The organism is Mycobacterium sp. PSTR-4-N (assembly GCF_022348085.1).
Taxonomy (GTDB): Bacteria; Actinomycetota; Actinomycetes; order Mycobacteriales; family Mycobacteriaceae; genus Mycobacterium.
The window spans coordinates 241524-259632 of record NZ_JAKRFN010000006.1; the positions used below are offsets into that span (position 1 = coordinate 241524).

Genomic DNA, 18109 nt, shown 5'->3' on the forward strand with positions numbered 1-18109 from the left:
CCCCTACTTCCCGACCGGCTTGTCGAAACCGTTGTCGGCGATCCACTTTCCCGCAGCCTCGTCGGGATCGACGCCCTGGTTGCCCTCGACCGAGGTGTTCAACTCGATAAGCGCCTCGGTGGTGAGCTTGGCGCTCACCGCGTCGAGAACCGTCTTCAGTTCCGTCGACTTCTTCTGAGAGGCGACCAGCGGCACCACGTTGGCGGCGAGGAACACGTTCTCGGGATCCTCGAGCACCACGAGATTGCTCTGCTCGATCGCCGGGGAGGTGGAGAAGATGTTGGCCGCGGTGACGGTTCCGTTGGTGAGCGCCTGCACCGTCGCGGGACCGCCGCCGTCGCTGATCGCCACGAAGTTGGCCGGCGGGATGTCCAGACCGTACTTTTCCTTGAGCCCCACCAGACCGGTCTGCCGCGTCTGGAACTCCGATGGGCCCCCCACTTTGACCTCCGCCGAGCGCGCCGCGAGATCGGCGATCGACTTCAGGTTCCAGCGCTGCGCCGTGGCCTCTGACACCGCCAGGGTGTCCTTGTCCTCGGCAGGCGAGGGAACCAGGATGGACAGGTCACCGGGCAGCGCCTTGAACAGCGCCAGCAGCACGGCGTCGGGCGTGGTGGCCGGGCTCTTCTCGTCGAAGTACTGCAGCAGGTTTCCGGTGTACTCGGGGATCAGGTCGATCGAATGATCCTGCACGGCCGGAATGTAGGTCTCACGGCTGCCGATCCCGAACTGCCGGGAGACGTCGAATCCGTTGGCTTCCAATGCCTGGGCGTAGATCTCGGCGATGATCTTGGACTCGGTGAAGTCCGCAGAACCCACCTTGATGGACTTCAGATCACCGGACACCTCACCACCGCCGAGCGGGTTGGAGCTGCCACACGCCGCCAGGGTGACTGTCAGTACCACGGCGAGAAGGACGCGCAACGGCGCCCATCCGGATTTTCGAGAGTGGTTTCGGAAACGGTTCACTCTGGAACATCCTCTCCAATTCGCGGAAGCTTTCGTGACCCTAACGCGACATCTGTGCATGTTTCATTCGAAGCGCGAAAGGGCAAGAATGGAGCCATGTCCAGCGAACCGTTCTCGTCGGCTGACCCGCCGCCCGCGCACGACGTGCCGACGACACCGGCACAAGGCAACACCGTGCCGCCGCAGTCGGCGGTGCACCGCACCCGGGCTGCGGCGCTGTGGTCGGCGCTTGCGCTGGGTTTCCTGATCCTGATCGTGCTGCTGATCTTCATCGCGCAGAACACCGAATCGGCCGAATTCGCGTTCCTGGGGTGGCGGTGGAGCCTGCCGCTGGGCGTCGCGATCCTGGCGGCAGCGGTCGCCGGTGGCCTGCTCACCGTGGCCGTCGGGGCGGTGCGCATCTTCCAGTTGCGCCGGGCGGCGAAGAAGAACCTCAAAGCCGGGTTGTGAGCCGGGTTCACCGGATGGACACGACCTGATCGACCGAATCTCGGGGTAGGTCGCCGTCGACAGTGGCGGTGACGTTCATCGAATTGACCGCGATCGACCCGCCGTGGTTGTCCAGCCAGGCGGTGTCCGCGGCGTCGCGCCCCGTCGCGATCCGCAGCATCGACTGCCGCGGCGCCAGGCACGTCGCGTCGACCACGCGCCACTGCCCGTCGACGAACGCTTCGGCCACGGCGTGGAAATCCATCGGCGAACAGCCCGGTGCGTACACCGACACCAGGCGGGCGGGCACGTTGACCGCCCGCAGCAGGGCGATGACGAGGTGTGCGTAGTCCCGGCACACGCCGGACCCGGCGAGCAAGGTGTCTGCGGCGCCGTCGATCGGATCGCTGGAGCCGGGGACGTAGTTCAACCGCGACCCGACCCACGACGAGACCTTCTCCAACAGCTTGACGGAGTCGGTGAAGTCACCGAATTCGGTCGCGGCGAAACCGAAGAACTTGTCGGCCTCGGCGTAGCGGCTCGGCCGCAGATACGTGGTCAGGTCCAGTTCGGTCACCGGTGTCGGATCGGCCCGCCCGAGCACGGACGCTGTGTAGCTGACCTTCAGATTGCCGCCGGCCACCTCGAACTTGTGGATGCGATTGCCGTGATCGCCGGAGATCTCGCGAATACTCTCGAGGGGAATCTCGTTGCCGTCCAACACGAACGACAGCTTCTCGGTGACCTCCGCCCCGGGCTGAGGCGCCACCGCAATCTGGAATTCGAGCGTCGTGGGCTCGGTGATCTCGATGTCGAGTTCGGCACCGACATCACGTTTCATCTGATCGGAGGGCACGCGTCTCTCTACCCGATGGTCCCGCGCGGGAAACCCCCTGTGATCAGGACAACGCGCTCAACCCCGCGGCGATCAACGGGGCGACGGCCTCTTCGACGCGATCGCCGTCGTCGGTGACGCCGGCCTCCCGGGCTCGATACGCGATGCCTGCCCCGATGATCGCGAGCTTGAAATAGGCCAGCGCCATGTAGAAGTCCCAGTGGTCCAGCTCGACCCCGGCGGCGCGCGAGTACTTCTCGGCGAGCGCGTCGGGGTCGGGCACCAACTCCGATGCCCATGCCGCGTCGGCGTGCACGAAATGGAAGGTGGGGTGCCGGTAGACGCACATCAGCGCGGCGTCGCTGAGCGGGTCGCCGAGTGTGGACATCTCCCAGTCGAGCACGGCCACGACCTTGGTCGCGTCCTCGGCGTCGAGGATCGTGTTGTCGATGCGGTAGTCGCCGTGCACGATCGCCGACCGGCTCTGCGCCGGCAGCGATTCAGCCAGCCGGGCGTGCAGCGTTCTGACGTCGGCATCGCAGGCGTCGTCGGCCTGTTTGACCAGGTCCCACTGTGAACCCCAGCGCCGCACCTGACGCTCGAGATAGCCGGTGGGTTTACCGAAGTCGCCGAGACCCACCGCATCGGGTTCCACCGCGTGCAGATCCGCCAGGACACGGATCAGCGCGTCGACACACTTTTCGATGGCGGCTTCGTCGCCCAGCGCCTCGAGCTGCTCGGTGTGGCGCACCACCCGGCCGGGCACGAAATCCACCATCTGGAACGGCGCGCCCAGCACGGAGTCGTCGTTGCGCATCGTCACTGCCCGGGCCACCGGCACTGCGGTGTCTGCCAGCGCGGCCACCACCCGGTACTCACGGGCCATGTCGTGCGCGGACGGCGTCAGCCCGTGCAACGGCGGGCGGCGCAGCACCCACTTCGATACGTCGTCGGCGACCAGGAACGTCAGATTCGACCGACCACCGGAGACCAGCTCGGCGCGCAGATCACCGCTGCGCGGAACACCCACCTCCCGCAGGTGGCGATCCAGGGCGGTGAGGTCGAGGCCTTCGAGGTCGGTCACGGCGTTCTGTTTACCACCTGGTGTTTCGCGGCAGCAGATCCCATACGTGTTCGGTCCCGTTGACGCTGGCCACCGAGAGCCGACCGCTGCGGGAGGACAGCACCCGGGTCACCGAGGCGTAGTCGACGTGGAAGTTCAGCAGGCGCGGTGTGCGCAGGATCGTGTGCAGCAGCACGTTGATCACGCCGCCGTGGCTGAACACCACCACGGTGTCGTCGTGGCCGGCAGCGCCGATCACGTCGTCGACGCCGGCGGTGATGCGGGCGCGGAAGGCATCCTCGTCGACGCTGCTGGGCAGGTGCCCGTCGATCAACCGCTGCAACTCCTGCGGGCTTTCCTGCGCGATCTGCTCGATCGGGATGTAGTGCTCAAGATCGCGGTCGTACTCGGCCAGGCGGTCGTCGACTTCGATGGGCAACCCGAGCTTGTCGGCGACCGGCTTGCCGGTCTCGATGGCCCGCACCTGCGGACTGCTCACCAGGCGGGTGATCGGGAAGCGGGCGAGCGCATCGGGCAGCCGGGCTGCCTGGGCCACACCGTCGGGCGACAGGCTCGGGTCCGACCCCTCCCCGGGTTCGCTGCGCAGCGGGAGGGCGTGTCGGACGAGAAGCAGTTGCACCGTGCCACCATAGGGCCCGTGACCGGGTATGCCGATGCGCTGTTCGACATGACCGACCGCGTGGTGCTCGTGACCGGGGGCAGTCGCGGGCTGGGCCGGGAGATGGCGTTCGCCGCGGCCCGGTGCGGCGCCGACGTCGTGATCGCCAGCAGAACGTTCGAGGCGTGCGTCGCGACCGCCGAGGAGATCACAGCGGAGACGGGTCGCGCTGCGCTGCCGTACGCGGTGCACGTCGGGCGGTGGGATCAGCTCGACGGTCTCGTCGACGCGGCCTACGAGCGCTTCGGGAGGGTCGACGTGCTGGTGAACAACGCCGGCATGTCTCCGCTGTACGACTCCCTCACCGATGTCACCGAGAAACTGTTCGACGCCGTGCTGAACCTGAACCTCAAGGGCCCGTTCCGGTTGTCGGCTCTGGTGGGCGAGCGAATGCAGGCCGCGGGCGGCGGGTCGATCATCAACGTCAGCACGAGCGGCTCGCTGCGCCCGGACCCGATGTTCCTTCCCTATGCGGCAGCCAAAGCGGGTCTCAACGCGATGACCGAGGCGCTGGCGAAGGCCTACGGACCGACGGTGCGGGTGAACACGCTGATGCCCGGGCCGTTCCTCACCGACATCGCCGACGCGTGGACGTTCGACCCCGATCAGGCCTTCGGCCACCTGGCATTACGGCGTGCCGGCCAGCCGCGGGAGATCGTCGGCGCCGCACTGTTTCTGATGTCGGATGCCAGCAGCTTCACGACGGGGTCGATCATCCGCGCGGACGGCGGCCAGCCCTAGCGAGTGACTAGGGCGTCACGATGTCGAAGTCGGGATCGGGCTTGTCCAGCACGTCCACCAGCTTCGCGAGAACGTCGGCGTCGCCGGCGATCTCGACACCCGGCGACGTCGCATCGCCGGCCGCCAGGCTGAGCAACCGCACCTTGGTCGCCAGCCGGATCGTCGCCTGCGCGGTCTGATCGTCGGCGTCGACCTTGCGGTAGACCAGCACGCCGTTGCGCAGCGTGAGCCGGTAATTGGTGGCGGTGTCGAGGAAGGTGACGTCGATCGCGAGGTCGAGATCCCATGCGCGCGGCCCGTTCACGCTGATCGCCAGCACGTCGAACATCTGCTCGGGCGACAGCTGGGCGGCCATCGTGGTGGACGTGGTGGTCGGGGTGCCGAAGTTCCCGTCACGCAATTCGGTGGCCCCTGCCAGGAAGAAGTTGCGCCAGGTGGCGGTCTCCGCCCCGTACGCCAGCTGTTCGAGGGTGTCGGCGTAGAGCTGGCGGGCCCCTGCGTGATTCTCGTCGGTGAAGACGGCGTGATCGAGAAGTGTTGCTGCCCAGCGGAAGTCACCGTCGTCGAAGGCCTCCTGCGCGAGCTCGACCACGCGGTCCAGCCCGCCCATCGCGGTGACGTAGCGCGGTCCGGCCGCCTCGGGCGGGTGCGGCCACAACCGGGCCGGGTTGCCGTCGAACCAGCCCATGTAGCGCTGATAGACAGCCTTGACGTTGTGGCTCACGGAGCCGTAGTAACCGCGGGCATGCCAGGCGTTCTCGAGCGCAGGCGGCATCGCGAACGTCTCGGCGATCTCGATCCCGGTGTAGCCCTGGTTGAGCTGACGCAGGGTCTGATCGTGCAAGTATGCGTAGAGATCCCGTTGCAACGAGAGGAATTCGACGATGCGGTCCTTGCCCCACGTCGGCCAGTGATGGGAGGCGAACACGACGTCGGCTCGATCGGCGAAGGTGTCGATCGCCTCGGTGAGGTACCCGGCCCAGCCGTGCGGATCGCGCACCAGCGCGCCGCGCAGAGTCAGCAGATTGTGCAGGTTGTGGGTGGCGTTCTCGGCCATGCACAGCGCCCGGAACTTCGGGAAGTAAAAGTGCATCTCGGCCGGCGCCTCCGTACCGGGTGCCATCTGGAACTCGATCTCGACACCGTCGATGGTGTGGGTCTCGCCGGTCTCGCGGATGTCGATCGTGGGCACGATGATCGCCACTTCCCCGGTGGACGGGGTCTGGCCGAGCCCGCACCCCACCTGGCCCTGCGGCCCTCGCTCGAGGACGGCGCCGTACATGTAGCCGGCGCGCCGCGCCATCGCTGTGCCCGCGTAGACGTTCTCCTGCACGGCGTGCGCGGTGAAGCCCTCCGGTGCGAGCACCGCGACCGTGCCCGCATCGACGTCGGCCTGGGTGGTCACCCCGAGCACACCGCCGAAATGGTCGACGTGGCTGTGGGTGTAGATGACGGCGGTGACGGGCCGCTCGCCCCGGTGCTCGCGGTACAGCGCCAGCGCAGCCGCTGCCACCTCCGTGGACACCAGCGGGTCGATCACGATGATCCCGGTGTCGCCCTCGACGAACGTGATGTTGGACAGATCGAATCCGCGCACCTGGTAGATGCCTTCTACCACCTCGTACAGGCCCTGCTTGGCGACGAGCTGGGACTGTCGCCACAAGCTGGGGTGGACGGACGTCGGCGCGTCCCCTTGCAGGAAGTCGTAGACGTCGTTGTCCCACACCACCCGGCCATCGGCCGCGGTGATGACGCAGGGCGTTCTCGCGGCGATGAAGCCGCGATCGGCGTCGGTGAAATCCCGGGTGTCGTCGAACGGGAGGGTGCTCAGATGTTCACGATGCGCGGCTTCGATGGTGCTGGTGGGCGGCTTGTGCTCCATTCCGCTGAGACTGCCACGATGGGCGTCGTCTCGGTGGTTGACTGAGCCGATGGATGTCCGCCGAGTGGTCACAGGTCACGATGCCGCTGGGAAGTCGGTGTTCGTCAGCGACGAGACCGTCGCGCCGCGCACACCGGTGCTGCTTCCGGGGTCGGAGTTCACGATGCTGTGGGGTGGGGACCAGACACCCCACTTCCCCGACGACGGATCGATGCCGGACTGGCGCACCTACTTTCCGCCGATCGGCGGGTTCCGATTCTCGATGTTCACGCTGCCACCGGGCACCGCGACCGCGCGGACGGACGACCTGACCACCGAAGAGGCGATCGCCGACGGCGAGGAGAAGCTGCCGGGCCTGCTGGGTTACATGGAGCTCGACGATCCCGGCATGCACACCACCGACACCATCGACTTCGAGGTGGTGCTCGAGGGCACCGTGATCCTGGAACTCGACGACGGTGCGGAGGTGACGCTGCAGCCCGGGGACACCGTGGTGCAGAACGGAACTCGGCATCGCTGGCGCAATCCCGGCGACGTGCCGGCCCGGCTCGCGCTGTTCGTGTGCGGCGCCGAGCACGACAAGGTCAACCGTCCCGGCTGAGCCACTGCTGCGCGCGACGTTTCGACGCTCGGGACAGCCACGCGTCCTGGATCAATTCCTGCACTTCGGTCACCGTGACCTCGCCGAGCCGGCTCGCCCGCACCAGCACTGACGGATGTCCGTCGAAGTGCGGCGTGGTGAAGAACGGCGACGACGGGTCCTGGGTGAGCGCGAGCTTGTCGGCCTCGGACTCCACCCAGATCACGATGACGTCGGCGTATTTCTCGCCGGTGTCCGGGTCGACCGCGTCCGGCCGTGGGGTCCGGAAGAACACGAACGACTTGCCGCCGACCTGGTAGATCGCGTTGCCGGCCTTCGGGCCCACGATGCGCGTCACGTGCGGCATACCCGCGGCGACGCGGTGCACGTCGTCGACGGTGGCGGGTCGGTCAGTCACGGCGCGGCAGCCGGTGCAGCTCGACGTCGGTCAGCACCCCGTCGGCGACGATCGCGGTCATATAGGTGCAGTGGGGCTGGCGGCGCCGATCGGTTGGCGAGCCCGGGTTGAGCAGGCGCAGTCCGCTTTCTGCGGTGGTGTCCCAGGGGATGTGGCTGTGGCCGAACACCAGCACGTCGGTGTCGGGGTAGGCCTTGGCCATCCGCGCGTCGCGACCGGGCGCGCCGCCCGTCTCGTGGGTGACGGTGAAGCGCAACCCGCCCAGCTCCACGTCGGCGCGCTCGGGCAGCCGGCGGCGCAGCTCATCGCCGTCGTTGTTGCCCCAGCACGCCACCAGGCGTCGGGAACGACGCTCGAGCGCATCGAGCAGATCGGGCTCCACCCAGTCACCCGCGTGGATGACCACGTCGGCGTCGTCGACCGCCTCCCACACCTGCGGCGGCAGGTCTTTGGCCCGTTTGGGCACGTGCGTGTCGGCGATCAGGAGAAGGCGCACGCCCCCACCCTAGAACCTCGCGACGACCCGAAATTGGCGCACGGACCCCCTCCCCGCGGCCCATAGGCTCTTTGCCGTGGAGCGTTCGGTCGAGGTGGTGGTGTCGGAACTGCAGGCGGCATCCGAACGGCTGCGCGACGCCGGCCAGCGGCTGCAGGACGGGTTGTCGAGCGTGGATCTGGAGACGCGGCAGCTGCTCGGCTCCGGCTGGAAAGGCGGTGCCGCCTCGGCCTACGGGCCCGCGTGGGACCAGTGGCACGACGGAGCCGGCCAGGTCGTCCGCGGTCTGCAGACCATGGCGGATCTGCTGAGCCTCGCGGGCAAGGAGTACGCCAAGACCGACCAGCAGTCCGGCGAGGCCCTGGATGCGACGATGCACGGCGGCGGTGGGGCGCCCGCGGGAGGTGGTGGTGGCGGAGGCGGGGCTCCGAGTGCGGCGCCGGTCGCTTCTTCACCCCCGTCCGAGCCGCTGACGGGGCTGGCGCAGGCCATGAATCTCGACCAGCTCGGGTCGGTCGCCGAGTCCGCGCAGGCGGCGCCCCAGCAGCTCGGCGGTTTCCTGCAGCAGGGCGCGCAGATGGCCGGCGGATTCGTCGAGCAGGTGGCGTCCCTCGTCGAGGGGGCCGGCCACGGCGGCGAGGCCCCTGCACCCGACACGACATCGGATTCCGACCGGGATTCACGGCCGCGGGATGACCGATGAGCGCACTGATCGTCGACTTCGATGCGCTGCGCGCCGCGGTCACCCACATGGAGCAGTTCGGCCGCGAAGTGACCGAATGCCTCGACGACATCGAGCACACGATGACGATGCTGCGCGGGTCGTGGGAGGGTGCCGGGTCGGACGCACAGGCGCAGGCCCAGAAGCAGTGGGAGGACGGCGCCGAGCAGATGAAAGAGGCGCTCGCCGCACTGCAGAAGGTCGCCGACACGGCGCACAAGAACTACACCGACGCCGTCGCCAAGAACGGTCAGATGTGGCAGGCATGACCATCGGGGGGTCACGCGGTGCGGATCGAGGTTGACCCCGAGCCGTTGATCGCCGCGGGTCAGCAGACCGGTGCGATCGGTTCTCAGCTGGCTCGGCTGTCGAACGCACTCGGCACGGCGTTGGCGGGCGGGATTTCCTCCGGGATGGACCCGGCCGGGATGAACTTCGGGCTGAAGTACGGCCATCAGGCCGGTGAGTTCACCTCGGCGGTCGCGGATGCGGCCAACGCGTTCAACGCCGTGGGCATGCTGCTGCAGGCGACCGGTCACAACTACCGCAACGCCGATGCCGCTGCGACGATCGGCGGGCCCGGCCCGTCGGGCGGCGTCGGCGCCGAGCCCGACAAAGCCTTGCCCGCGCACGTGCCCGCGGGCCCCAACGGCGTGACCGTCCCGCCGCCGGAGAAGTGGTACCTAATCCAACCGTTCCTGCAGGTGCTGCCCGGCATCGGCTTCTTCGCAGGGGCCGCGATGACGTGGCCGTCCGGCAACGCCCCGATCATGGGCGTGACCGCGACGCAATGGCGCAACTTCGCCACGGGCTTCGCGCTGATCGAGCCGCAGCTCACCGGGATCAAGAATGTGATTGCCGCACAGCAGATCCCCGAGGGCGGCGCGATGAAGACGGCGCTGGAGAGTTTGGGCACGGCGATCTCTTCGCTGGCCGAGGTGTCGACGTCTGTCGCGCAATCGATCACGGACTTTGCGAACGGCGTGCAGGAAACCCAGGACGCGATCCGCCGGATACTCGACCGGCTGTCGCTGGACGGCTTGTGGGACACGGTCAAGGGCATCTTCACCGGAGAGGCCGACGACATCCTGCGGGAGGTCGCCCACGACATCGGCACGGTGCTGCACAACTTCCAAAGCCAGGTCAAAGGCATCGTCGGGCTGCTGGAAGAACTGACGGGCGTGATCGGCGACGCCGCGACCGCGTTCCAGAAGTGGATCCGGCCCATCTTGGTGGAGACGTTCGGCGACCGGGTGGGTAACGATCTGGCCAACTACCTGACGCTGGTGAACGACGTTCAGGTGGGCGCGTTGACCGGGTTGATCGGTACCGTGTCCGGCGTCGTGGCAATGGCCGACCCGGACACCTGGAAAGGCATGGCCGAGATGGCGCTCTCGGTGGCCAAGGATCCGTCCAGTGCGCCCGGCGTCTTGGCCAACATGGCCAAGGAATTCGTCGCCTGGGACAAGTGGTCTGGCGATCATCCGGGCCGCGCGGCGGGCGAGGCGATTTTCAACATCGGCTCGCTGTTCGTGCCGGGCGGGGCGCTCTCGAAGACAGGCAATGTGGCCAAGGGCCTGAACCTCAGCCGGCGCGTCTTGGAGGAAGGGCGGCTGCCCAAGATCGGCGAGCTAGGCAGCTGGACCCGCGCGACGCCGAGTCGCATTGAGACGCCCCATATTCCGGAGTTCAATCCTCCTGGTACAGGCGGGGTGCCGCCGCTGCGGCCCGAGGCAATTCCGGGCGGGGCAGGCCCGGGGTCTGTTGGCGCCGGTCCGGCGCCGGGTGGGTCGACGCCGTCGGGTGGCAGCCCGTCGGGCGGTGGTCCGTCGGGCGGCGGTCCACGCACTGGTGAGCCGTCGGCGCCGAGTGGCCGGCCGTCGGGATCTGGCGCTGAGGGTGGTTCCGGTCCGCGGGCACCGGTCGATGCGGGACGGGGCTGGGAGACATCGTCGGGTGGGGCAGCGACCTCGCCGGGCTCATCGGCGTCGCCCAACGGATCGTCGCCGGGCGGGTCGACGCCGTCCGCTTCTCCGGGCGGGGCGGCGTCACCCGGCGGCGGATCCGAACCCGGCGGTTCCGCGCATTCATCCCCCTCACATGCAGCATCGCCGGAGTCGTCAGGCGGAGGCGCGGGATCGGATGCAGGCCCGCACAGTGGTGGTTCCGCAGATCCCGGCGGAACCCACGATCCGGGGGCCCACTCCAACGGCAGCGAGCCGTCCCCCGGCAACGATCATCACACGCCGCCTGGCGGCGACGCTCCGCACGCCCCGCACGCGCGGGTTTACTCGATGATGGACGACAGCGAGCACACCACGTCCTTCGCGCCTGAACAGCTCATCGACAACCATCGGGTAGACGATGTCCTCGCTGCACACGGGGTGAACAAGAGCGACCTCGTCGACCTGATCAACACCCCGACTGACGCCCTGACGGCGGACCAACGCCACTTGTTGACTTCGATTCGCGACGCCTTGCCCGCACCGACAGCGGATACCGTGATGCAGAAGGTCATCCCGCCCGGATTCTTCGACTCCGAAGGCAACTTCGTCCGTGGCCGAGCTGACGACTACATCATGGGCGGGACCAATTTCGATCCGCGGATAGTCAACGGTTCGGTCACCGTGGCAGGGGACACTGCGCATCTATCCTCGCCGGCGGCGATCTATGACCATCTTCGGCTGGACTACGGAGGATCGCCTTTTGCGCAGCATGATCCGGGGACAATGCTCATCCGCTTCCAGGCGGACAACCCGACGTCCAATGATCTCTACGAGGTACCGCGGAACTCCGATATGGGCGGGAACAGTCGGTTCGACAGCTGGGAAGATCCCTTCACTGGAAACGGATTCACAAAATCCGGTGACGACGTCATACCTGAGTACGTTGCATCCGGGATCACGATGCGGGAAGGTGCGGAGATGTGGGAAATCCTTGACGATGGAACGCAACGACTGGTGGCTGTCCTCGGTCGCGATGAGTGGATACCCCAGGGCAATTGACATGGATGTTCCTGTCTCGGGCGGTGTCGCAACATATCGGGGAAAGCAGTACCCGATCGCCTTCACCGGTGACGACTGGATCGCACTACGCGCAGAAGGCGGACCAGAATTCCCCGACGCCATCGAAGCTGGTCAGTCCCGGTTCGAGCCCGGCTATTATCGGCCGTGGGTCAAGGTGCCTCGATCGTCGATAGAGAAGACCGTCTACAGAAAGGTGACCGGGCTTCTTTCCGGCCACGAAGTTTCTCTCGTCAGTCGATTCCACGACGGTCAAATCGGAGTCTCCTTCATCGGATCGCCCGCCGTTGCAGACGAACTCGGACTCGACGGCGACCAGTACATGGGGTGGACGGGACATTACAAGCCCGAGGACTTCGACAGCATCGCGGTGGAGGAGACGCCTTATGCCTGACCTCCTGATATTGCAGAAGCTGCTCAACTCCGCCTTGGCGACGGCCATCGTGGAGACTGGCGACGACCACGTGGGCGGGTACGTCGCGGATGCGGCGGCAGTTGCCAATCTGCGCACACCACAACAACTTCTATCTGCCTACGGTATCGAAGGCGCACCGCAGTTCGTCGACGTCGTGAGATTCGAGCAACCGCGTCTGGCGTCGCTACAGGCACCTGAAGACGTACCGCGCCCCTGGCCGACCTTCCCGAACGGCTTCCTTCGCGGCGATTCTCTCGCTCGAGTCTGGAGCATGAGCAGAACCCGGTACCCCTACGGATCTGAATACTGGCGACTTCGCTCCGACGGCGAGCAGAAGGTCCTCTCCCGATATGAAGGGGTTGCTCGAGGCTGGCTCAATGCGAAGCGGTGGCGCCCGCCGAGTTCGATGGTCGGCACGCTCGCGCGGTGGCGCGGCAACGAGTACTTCGCCGATGTCGTCGCGGAGACCGTTCATCTGACAGCCATCGCAACCGACGGACCGGCGGGGTTTCAGCCGGTCCGTGCCAATGTGTGGTCAGCGAGCGTCCCGCTTGCCGAGACCGAAATCTTCGAACGCGTCTACACCGCACAGCTCGACGGTGTTCCAGTCCGCATCCTGCGAACATCGGGAAAAACCACCGAACTACTGCTACTCACCGATGATCCTGACAGCGCGCAGCGGGTCGGCGCCGGCCAGGTCGAATCCGGTGTCTACGAGATCGTCGTGGACAGTGGACGACTGAGCAATGTTCGCGGAATCGAGAATCAATGGGCAGCTGGGTGAGTCAGCTGTGATCGTTTGCAGTCTGGCAATGGGAACGCAGCTGCGCCGCGGCATGACGCGCTTCCCGGTACAGCTTGCACTGGTTATCGACAACACTATTGGCCGGGACGAAACCCTTGCTTTCGAAAAGTACGAGTACGCGGGTCAGGCTCTCGTGACCGACCGCCCTCAGATCCCGGAGTAGCCAAGCATGCAGAGTTCCATCGATCTCCGACAATTGGCCGATTCCCCATGGGAATGGACCCTGTACACAACAGCTGACGGAGCGAAGATTCTCGGGGCGATGTTCACTGTGGGTCCGTACAAACTCGACATCGAACGCTTCTTCGCCTTGCCAGTGCAACGCAGACCTGACGAACCGGGCGATGTCGCCGCGCGCATCCGACGCGAGTACCCGAACACCAGCTACGTCGAAATCCCAAGAGCAGAAGTTCAAAGGCGTTCTCGTAGCGCCGGAACGACAGGTAGGGCGCCAGACCTCAACGCTGATGCTCTCACGTCGTGGGTCCACTTTTGATCGAGTCCTCGAGGCGGATGAGAGTTGCCGCGCCGGATTCGCCGTGTTCTTCCAGAACAAGGTCTGCAAGGTCCAGGTCTATTGGTCCGCACGTGAAAGAGAGCTGAACTGCATGATCGCCGACCGGGACGCGCCGTGCGTGCACGGGCTCTACGACAAATCCGCGCGGTGGCATCACCTCAATGACTTTGTCGCCCGGCCCGATATCCCATTGGAGCAGCTCGTCGGGCGAGTTCGTTCCGATGAGGCGCACTTCAAGGACCACGACGCGTGGCTCGCATGGCTTGCGACTCGAATAGACGAGTACTACGAGTCAGCAGTAGTCGGCATCCAAGGCCGATTGAATCTCGAAAGTGGCGATCATGAACGTCAATGAATTGGGAAAGACGCTCCGCGAAATCGGGATCTACCACGGTCTCTTCGCGGTCGGCGGTCCAGCGAGCAACTCGTGGTGCATCGAGCCCAGCGCCGACGGCAGGTGGGAGGTGTACTGGTACGAACGCGGAGCCAAGACCGGCGTGGTGCGACTGCCCACCGAATCGGATGCGTGTTACTACCTACTCGGGAGACTCTCGTGTAGGCAATTGTTGAGCGGGACTCTCGTTGCACGGAAGTATCGCTACACCCCCGCGCCAACGCTGTCGCCGACCCTGATCCAATTCGCCCGAACAGCGGGGTACGCTCTCACGCCCAACGACCATTCGGGGGCCGCATGTATCTGGACTGATCCAGGTGGGGAGATTCGGTTCTACATCCGCCAACGGTTCGACGGTCATTACATCATAACCTCCGGTGAGCGGGGCTCTGACGAACAGTTCGAGCTGGGTGCGCCGACGCTGGACGCGTTAGAGCGTCATATGCTTGCTCTGTGCGGTTCCGACTCTCGGTCGCGAAAACGCCTCCCCCGGTTGCGCTTACCGAGCAATCTGATCGACATCGCAGACGGTTTCCGGATCAGCGACACAGACTCTGACGGGTTCTGCACTCTGATCGACGCGGATGGCCACGTCGTTGCGTTCGATTATGGTGGGATCGTAGGCATATCGAGACTCGTGAATCTCTCTCACCTCATGTCGCATCCACTGTCCGACATCATCGCGTCCTACGAGGCTCCCGAAGGCCGCCCACTGTTCAGCGTGTGACGCAGCTACGAGCCCGTCACGAATCCCAGCACGGTCAAGCCGAACAGCCCGAACAGCAGCAGCGTGCCCGCGACATCAGACACGGGGTTCGACCCCACCGCCGCCGTCACCACCCCCAGCAGCACCGCCAACGCCACGAACCCCATCCGCACACCGAGCAAGATTCGTTGCCGCACAACGGCGCTCAAGACCGCCGCAGGAACCGTACGCACCACCCACACCAGCGGGACCACAAGACCCGCACCCAGCGCCCCCGCCGCGATCCGCGGCAGCACCGTCGACATCCCGTCGTCATCAGCAGCCATCACCACGATCAACGCCACCGCCAGGAACACCACCGACGCCGTCGCCATCCGCAACACGCGCGCCATCGCCAGCCCGACGTTGTCGATCACCATGGGCCGCAACGCCGGTTCGAGATCGCTGGCAACCAGGAATCCCCGCACCGCCTGCGTCAGAGTCCCCCACCGCAGCCGGCTCACCGCGAGATTGTGATGCGCCACCGCGTGATTCGGCTCGATCCGCAGCGCCTGCAGGTATTGCTGTTCCGCGGCCTTCGCGCCCCAGGTCGTCCGGAAGATGTCGCCGCGCAACACCAGCGCGTCCGGGTTCGTCGGGTCGAGCCGCAGCGCCTCGTCGACCACCGCCGACGCCTGCTGATCCATACGGGACTCGTGCAGCAGGCTCGCGTACGTGTACTGCGCCAGCGCCGACCGCGGATGTTCCGTGACCAGACGCCACGCCATCGACAGCGCATCGGCCTCACGGCCCTGTCCGTGCAACGCGAGGGTGTACAACCGCATGGCGTGCTCGTTGGACGGCTCGACATTCAGCACGGCCCACGCCGCCGACGCCGCTCCTCCGTAGTCCTTGGCGCCCAGACTCGCCTGGGCGGACTGTGTGAGCATGGCAACGTCGGACATCACCGACGAATTTTATCGGCGCCCGCAGGTTACCTCGTGCACGTCTTCGCCGGGGAATCCCGGATCCGTGCGTTAATTGAGGGCACCAGAGACGACGGGCAGAGGTGAGTGCAGATGGCAGGCCGCAGCGGCAACGCCCCCTCCGGCGAGGACGCCCGCGTCACCCGCACCCGCGCCGACGTCGGCCGTACCGCCCTCGAGGTCTTGGTGACCGAGGGCTCCGACGCGCTCACCCACGCCCGCGTCGCCGAGCTGGCCGGCTACTCCAAGACCACGCTCTACACGCACTGGCCGACGCGCGTGGACCTGCTCCGGATCGCGGTCGACGCCATCGGCGAGCTGCCCCACACCGAGCCCTCCGGCGACCTGCGGGCCGATCTGATCGGCGAACTCCGGTCGTTCCGCGAGGCCGTCACCGAACTGCACCTGGACAAGGTCCTCTATGCGATGGCGCAGTGGGCGTCGATCGAGACGATGGCCGAGATCCGCGACGCTCTGAACACCGAGGCGCAGCGCCCGGTCCGCACGATGTTGGAGAGCGTGTTCGACGGTGCCCGGCTGGAGGCGGCGATCTCGATGCTGGCCGGCGTGGTGGCGTGCCCGTCGCTGATGTTCGGTGAGCTGCCCGACGACGATGTCATCGAGGCCGCCGTCGACATGGTGCTGGCCAACCGGAAAACGAAGCGCGCCCGAAGGGATTCGAACCCCTAACCTTCTGATCCGTAGTCAGATGCTCTATCCGTTGAGCTACGGGCGCTCGGGTGGTGCATGTTCAGTTGTTGGCGGAGGCGAGAGGATTTGAACCTCCGGCCCGCTTTAAGGCGGGCAACTCATTAGCAGTGAGTCCCATTCGGCCGCTCTGGCACGCCTCCTGACGTTGACCGCCGAAAGGAGAGAGTACACAGGCCCTGCCGCGGGAAGCAAAGCAGATCGACCACACCCCTAAACTGGTTCGGTGCCCGCCCGCCTCCGCCCTGAACTCGCCGATCTGCCCGCCTACACACCGGGCAAGACCGTGCCGGGCGCCATCAAGATCGCCAGCAACGAAACCGTGCACGGTCCCCTGCCCAGCGTGCGGGCCGCCGTCACCGCCGCGATGGACGGCATCAACCGCTACCCCGACAACGGATACGTCGAGCTCAAAGAGCGCCTCGCCAAGCACGTGAACTTCGCCCCCGAGCACATCTCGGTGGGGTGTGGGTCGGTGAGCCTGTGCCAGCAGCTGATCCAGATCACCTCGACCGTCGGCGATGAGGTGCTGTTCGGCTGGCGCAGCTTCGAGATCTACCCACTGCAGGTCCGCACCGCCGGCGCGACCCCGATCCAGGTGCCGCTGACCGACCACACCTTCGACCTCGACGCGATGCTCGCCGCGATCACCGACCGCACCCGGCTGATCTTCGTCTGCAATCCGAACAACCCGACCAGCACCGTCGTCGACCCCGCCAAGCTGGCCGCATTCGTCGAGGCCGTCCCGTCGCACATCATGGTGGTGCTCGACGAGGCCTACGTCGAGTACATCCGCGACGACCTCGTGCCCGACAGCTTCGGCTTGGTCCGGGCGCACCCCAACGTCGTCGTGCTGCGGACCTTCTCCAAGGCATACGGCCTGGCGGGCCTACGCGTCGGCTACGCCGTCGCCGATCCGGACATCGTCAGCGCGCTGTCCAAGGTCTACGTCCCCTTCACCGCCACGACCGTCTCGCAGGCCGCTGCCATCGCCTCGCTCGACGCGGCCGACGAACTGCTCGAACGCACCGACGCCGTCGTCGCCGAACGCACCCGCGTCTCGGACGCGCTCCGCGAGGCCGGGTACGAGCTGCCGCCGTCGCAGGCCAACTTCGTCTGGCTGCCCCTGACCGGCCGCGCCCAGCAGTTCGCCGCCGACGCCGCCAACAGCCGCATCATCGTGCGGCCCTACGGCGACGACGGCGTGCGGGTCACCGTGGCGGCCCCGCACGAGAACGACGCCTTCCTCGATTTCGCCCGCACCTGGACAGGACGCCCATGACCGATCCCCGGAATACCTTCACCGAACTGACCGCGCGGACCAGCCGCATCGACGATGCCGAGCTCGACGCGTTCTGGGCCACGTTGGCGCCCGCCACCATCGAGTTCATGATCGGCGAGTGGAAGGGCGGTGAATTCGACACCGGCCACAAGGCCAACGGTTTCATGAAGCGGCTCAACTGGTTCGGCAAGACCTTCCATTCGGCCGCCGACGCCAAGCCGCTGGTGTGCCTCGACGCCGACGGCAACACGTTCTCCAACACCGAGGCGATGAACGGCGAAGCCAGCCTCTGGATGGAGGAGTTCCGCGGCGAGACGGTCGCGTCGATGGTCTATGACGGCAAGCCGGTGCACGACCACTTCAAGGTCGTCGACGACAACGCCGTCCTCGGCATCATGAACGGCAAGGGCGCCATGGACACCAGCTCCGGCACGCCGCGCCACCTGTATTTCTATCTCGAGCGGGTGTGACACCTATCGTG

At 66.5% G+C, this 18109-nt stretch carries 22 protein-coding genes and 2 tRNA genes; 14 read left to right on the plus strand and 10 right to left on the minus strand.

The features are described 5' to 3' along the window. Nucleotides 1-3 precede the first annotated feature (3 nt). Nucleotides 4-969, minus strand: coding sequence for an ABC transporter substrate-binding protein (locus MHN84_RS11570; RefSeq protein WP_308192935.1), 966 nt, complete (start codon nucleotides 967-969; stop codon nucleotides 4-6). A gap of 96 nt (nucleotides 970-1065) precedes the next feature. Here MHN84_RS11570 and MHN84_RS11575 point away from each other — a divergent pair, with 96 nt between their 5' ends. After that, entirely contained in the window at nucleotides 1066-1419 is a 354-nt protein-coding gene (locus tag MHN84_RS11575) for a lipopolysaccharide assembly LapA domain-containing protein (protein WP_241204767.1), read from the plus strand. A gap of 7 nt (nucleotides 1420-1426) precedes the next feature. Here MHN84_RS11575 and MHN84_RS11580 read toward each other — a convergent pair whose 3' ends face one another. Genes MHN84_RS11580 through MHN84_RS11590 form a run of 3 tightly spaced genes read right to left on the minus strand, consistent with a single transcriptional unit; the run spans nucleotide 1427 to nucleotide 3936 of the window. Continuing rightward, nucleotides 1427-2239 carry a transglutaminase family protein gene (locus tag MHN84_RS11580; RefSeq protein WP_241204768.1) on the minus strand — a complete coding sequence of 271 codons (813 nt, stop codon included), beginning with the start codon at nucleotides 2237-2239 and terminating at the stop codon, nucleotides 1427-1429. A 58-nt stretch (nucleotides 2240-2297) separates the two neighbouring features. Next, nucleotides 2298-3317 carry a phosphotransferase gene (locus tag MHN84_RS11585; protein WP_241204769.1) on the minus strand — a complete coding sequence of 340 codons (1020 nt, stop codon included), beginning with the start codon at nucleotides 3315-3317 and terminating at the stop codon, nucleotides 2298-2300. A gap of 10 nt (nucleotides 3318-3327) precedes the next feature. Further along, complete coding sequence (locus MHN84_RS11590) at nucleotides 3328-3936, minus strand: histidine phosphatase family protein (protein ID WP_241204770.1); 609 nt, start codon at nucleotides 3934-3936, stop codon at nucleotides 3328-3330. A 48-nt stretch (nucleotides 3937-3984) separates the two neighbouring features. Here MHN84_RS11590 and MHN84_RS11595 point away from each other — a divergent pair, with 48 nt between their 5' ends. After that, entirely contained in the window at nucleotides 3985-4716 is a 732-nt protein-coding gene (locus MHN84_RS11595) for an SDR family NAD(P)-dependent oxidoreductase (protein WP_241204870.1), read from the plus strand. Between the two features lie 7 nt (nucleotides 4717-4723). Here the strand turns inward: MHN84_RS11595 and MHN84_RS11600 are convergent, their stop codons facing one another. Beyond that, nucleotides 4724-6598 (minus strand): alkyl/aryl-sulfatase, encoded by a 1875-nt coding sequence (locus MHN84_RS11600; RefSeq protein ID WP_241204771.1) that lies wholly within the window; start codon nucleotides 6596-6598, stop codon nucleotides 4724-4726. A gap of 49 nt (nucleotides 6599-6647) precedes the next feature. Here MHN84_RS11600 and MHN84_RS11605 point away from each other — a divergent pair, with 49 nt between their 5' ends. Further along, a complete protein-coding gene (locus MHN84_RS11605; protein WP_241204772.1) occupies nucleotides 6648-7199 on the plus strand; it encodes a cupin domain-containing protein in 552 nt (183 codons plus the stop codon). Here MHN84_RS11605 and MHN84_RS11610 read toward each other — a convergent pair. After that, entirely contained in the window at nucleotides 7183-7596 is a 414-nt protein-coding gene (locus tag MHN84_RS11610; RefSeq protein ID WP_241204773.1) for an MmcQ/YjbR family DNA-binding protein, read from the minus strand. The two genes, MHN84_RS11605 and MHN84_RS11610, sit on opposite strands and share 17 nt — an antisense overlap. After that, a complete protein-coding gene (locus MHN84_RS11615) occupies nucleotides 7589-8092 on the minus strand; it encodes a metallophosphoesterase (RefSeq protein WP_241204774.1) in 504 nt (167 codons plus the stop codon). The genes MHN84_RS11610 and MHN84_RS11615 overlap by 8 nt, the downstream gene beginning before the upstream one ends. Before the next feature lie 76 nt (nucleotides 8093-8168). Between MHN84_RS11615 and MHN84_RS11620 the strand changes: the two genes are divergently transcribed. The 8 genes from MHN84_RS11620 to MHN84_RS11655 all read left to right on the plus strand — a co-directional run bounded on the left by MHN84_RS11620 (nucleotide 8169) and on the right by MHN84_RS11655 (nucleotide 14694). Continuing rightward, on the plus strand, nucleotides 8169-8795 hold the full coding sequence (locus MHN84_RS11620; protein WP_241204775.1) for a WXG100 family type VII secretion target: 627 nt from the start codon (nucleotides 8169-8171) through the stop codon (nucleotides 8793-8795). Beyond that, nucleotides 8792-9082 (plus strand): WXG100 family type VII secretion target, encoded by a 291-nt coding sequence (locus MHN84_RS11625; RefSeq protein ID WP_241204776.1) that lies wholly within the window; start codon nucleotides 8792-8794, stop codon nucleotides 9080-9082. Before MHN84_RS11620 ends, MHN84_RS11625 begins: the two co-directional genes overlap by 4 nt. An 18-nt stretch (nucleotides 9083-9100) precedes the next feature. Next, complete coding sequence (locus MHN84_RS11630; RefSeq protein ID WP_241204777.1) at nucleotides 9101-11818, plus strand: hypothetical protein; 2718 nt, start codon at nucleotides 9101-9103, stop codon at nucleotides 11816-11818. A gap of 1 nt (nucleotide 11819) precedes the next feature. After that, the gene (locus tag MHN84_RS11635; protein WP_241204778.1) at nucleotides 11820-12230 is read left to right on the plus strand and encodes a hypothetical protein; all 411 of its coding nucleotides are present in this window, start codon (nucleotides 11820-11822) and stop codon (nucleotides 12228-12230) included. Beyond that, entirely contained in the window at nucleotides 12223-13035 is an 813-nt protein-coding gene (locus tag MHN84_RS11640; protein WP_241204779.1) for a hypothetical protein, read from the plus strand. The genes MHN84_RS11635 and MHN84_RS11640 overlap by 8 nt, the downstream gene beginning before the upstream one ends. Nucleotides 13036-13063: 28 nt before the next feature. Then, entirely contained in the window at nucleotides 13064-13219 is a 156-nt protein-coding gene (locus tag MHN84_RS11645) for a hypothetical protein (RefSeq protein ID WP_241204780.1), read from the plus strand. Between the two features lie 376 nt (nucleotides 13220-13595). Continuing rightward, nucleotides 13596-13928: a hypothetical protein gene (locus MHN84_RS11650; RefSeq protein WP_241204781.1), complete on the plus strand. Its 333-nt coding sequence runs from the start codon at nucleotides 13596-13598 to the stop codon at nucleotides 13926-13928. Further along, the gene (locus MHN84_RS11655) at nucleotides 13915-14694 is read left to right on the plus strand and encodes an Imm61 family immunity protein (RefSeq protein WP_241204782.1); all 780 of its coding nucleotides are present in this window, start codon (nucleotides 13915-13917) and stop codon (nucleotides 14692-14694) included. The genes MHN84_RS11650 and MHN84_RS11655 overlap by 14 nt, the downstream gene beginning before the upstream one ends. A 5-nt stretch (nucleotides 14695-14699) precedes the next feature. Here the strand turns inward: MHN84_RS11655 and MHN84_RS11660 are convergent, their stop codons facing one another. Next, on the minus strand, nucleotides 14700-15620 hold the full coding sequence (locus tag MHN84_RS11660; protein WP_241204783.1) for a hypothetical protein: 921 nt from the start codon (nucleotides 15618-15620) through the stop codon (nucleotides 14700-14702). 111 nt (nucleotides 15621-15731) lie between these two features. Here MHN84_RS11660 and MHN84_RS11665 point away from each other — a divergent pair, with 111 nt between their 5' ends. Beyond that, nucleotides 15732-16328 carry a TetR/AcrR family transcriptional regulator gene (locus MHN84_RS11665; protein ID WP_241204784.1) on the plus strand — a complete coding sequence of 199 codons (597 nt, stop codon included), beginning with the start codon at nucleotides 15732-15734 and terminating at the stop codon, nucleotides 16326-16328. On the opposite strand, the gene MHN84_RS11670 is transcribed toward MHN84_RS11665, so the two are convergent. Together MHN84_RS11670 and MHN84_RS11675 are read right to left on the minus strand one after the other, a co-directional pair. Then, nucleotides 16302-16374 (minus strand) — tRNA-Arg (locus MHN84_RS11670). The genes MHN84_RS11665 and MHN84_RS11670 overlap by 27 nt on opposite strands. Nucleotides 16375-16397: 23 nt before the next feature. After that, nucleotides 16398-16489 (minus strand) — tRNA-Ser (locus MHN84_RS11675). Nucleotides 16490-16572: 83 nt separating this feature from the next. Between MHN84_RS11675 and hisC the strand changes: the two genes are divergently transcribed. Beyond that, nucleotides 16573-17628: a histidinol-phosphate transaminase gene (hisC, locus tag MHN84_RS11680; protein ID WP_241204785.1), complete on the plus strand. Its 1056-nt coding sequence runs from the start codon at nucleotides 16573-16575 to the stop codon at nucleotides 17626-17628. Beyond that, nucleotides 17625-18098, plus strand: coding sequence for a DUF4334 domain-containing protein (locus MHN84_RS11685; protein WP_241204786.1), 474 nt, complete (start codon nucleotides 17625-17627; stop codon nucleotides 18096-18098). Before hisC ends, MHN84_RS11685 begins: the two co-directional genes overlap by 4 nt. The last annotated feature ends 11 nt before the right edge of the window (nucleotides 18099-18109 follow it).

Bases quoted from the DNA above. Each gene is read 5' to 3' on its own strand.
- MHN84_RS11575 (WP_241204767.1), top strand. From the start codon at position 1,066: ATGTCCAGCGAACCGTTCTCGTCGGCTGACCCGCCGCCCGCGCACGAC.
- MHN84_RS11580 (WP_241204768.1), bottom strand. From the start codon at position 2,239: ATGAAACGTGATGTCGGTGCCGAACTCGACATCGAGATCACCGAGCCC.
- MHN84_RS11595 (WP_241204870.1), top strand. From the start codon at position 3,985: ATGACCGACCGCGTGGTGCTCGTGACCGGGGGCAGTCGCGGGCTGGGC.
- MHN84_RS11600 (WP_241204771.1), bottom strand. From the start codon at position 6,598: ATGGAGCACAAGCCGCCCACCAGCACCATCGAAGCCGCGCATCGTGAA.
- MHN84_RS11605 (WP_241204772.1), top strand. From the start codon at position 6,648: ATGGATGTCCGCCGAGTGGTCACAGGTCACGATGCCGCTGGGAAGTCG.
- MHN84_RS11625 (WP_241204776.1), top strand. From the start codon at position 8,792: ATGAGCGCACTGATCGTCGACTTCGATGCGCTGCGCGCCGCGGTCACC.
- MHN84_RS11635 (WP_241204778.1), top strand. From the start codon at position 11,820: ATGGATGTTCCTGTCTCGGGCGGTGTCGCAACATATCGGGGAAAGCAG.
- MHN84_RS11640 (WP_241204779.1), top strand. From the start codon at position 12,223: ATGCCTGACCTCCTGATATTGCAGAAGCTGCTCAACTCCGCCTTGGCG.
- MHN84_RS11645 (WP_241204780.1), top strand. From the start codon at position 13,064: ATGGGAACGCAGCTGCGCCGCGGCATGACGCGCTTCCCGGTACAGCTT.
- MHN84_RS11655 (WP_241204782.1), top strand. From the start codon at position 13,915: ATGAACGTCAATGAATTGGGAAAGACGCTCCGCGAAATCGGGATCTAC.
- MHN84_RS11665 (WP_241204784.1), top strand. From the start codon at position 15,732: ATGGCAGGCCGCAGCGGCAACGCCCCCTCCGGCGAGGACGCCCGCGTC.
- MHN84_RS11685 (WP_241204786.1), top strand. From the start codon at position 17,625: ATGACCGATCCCCGGAATACCTTCACCGAACTGACCGCGCGGACCAGC.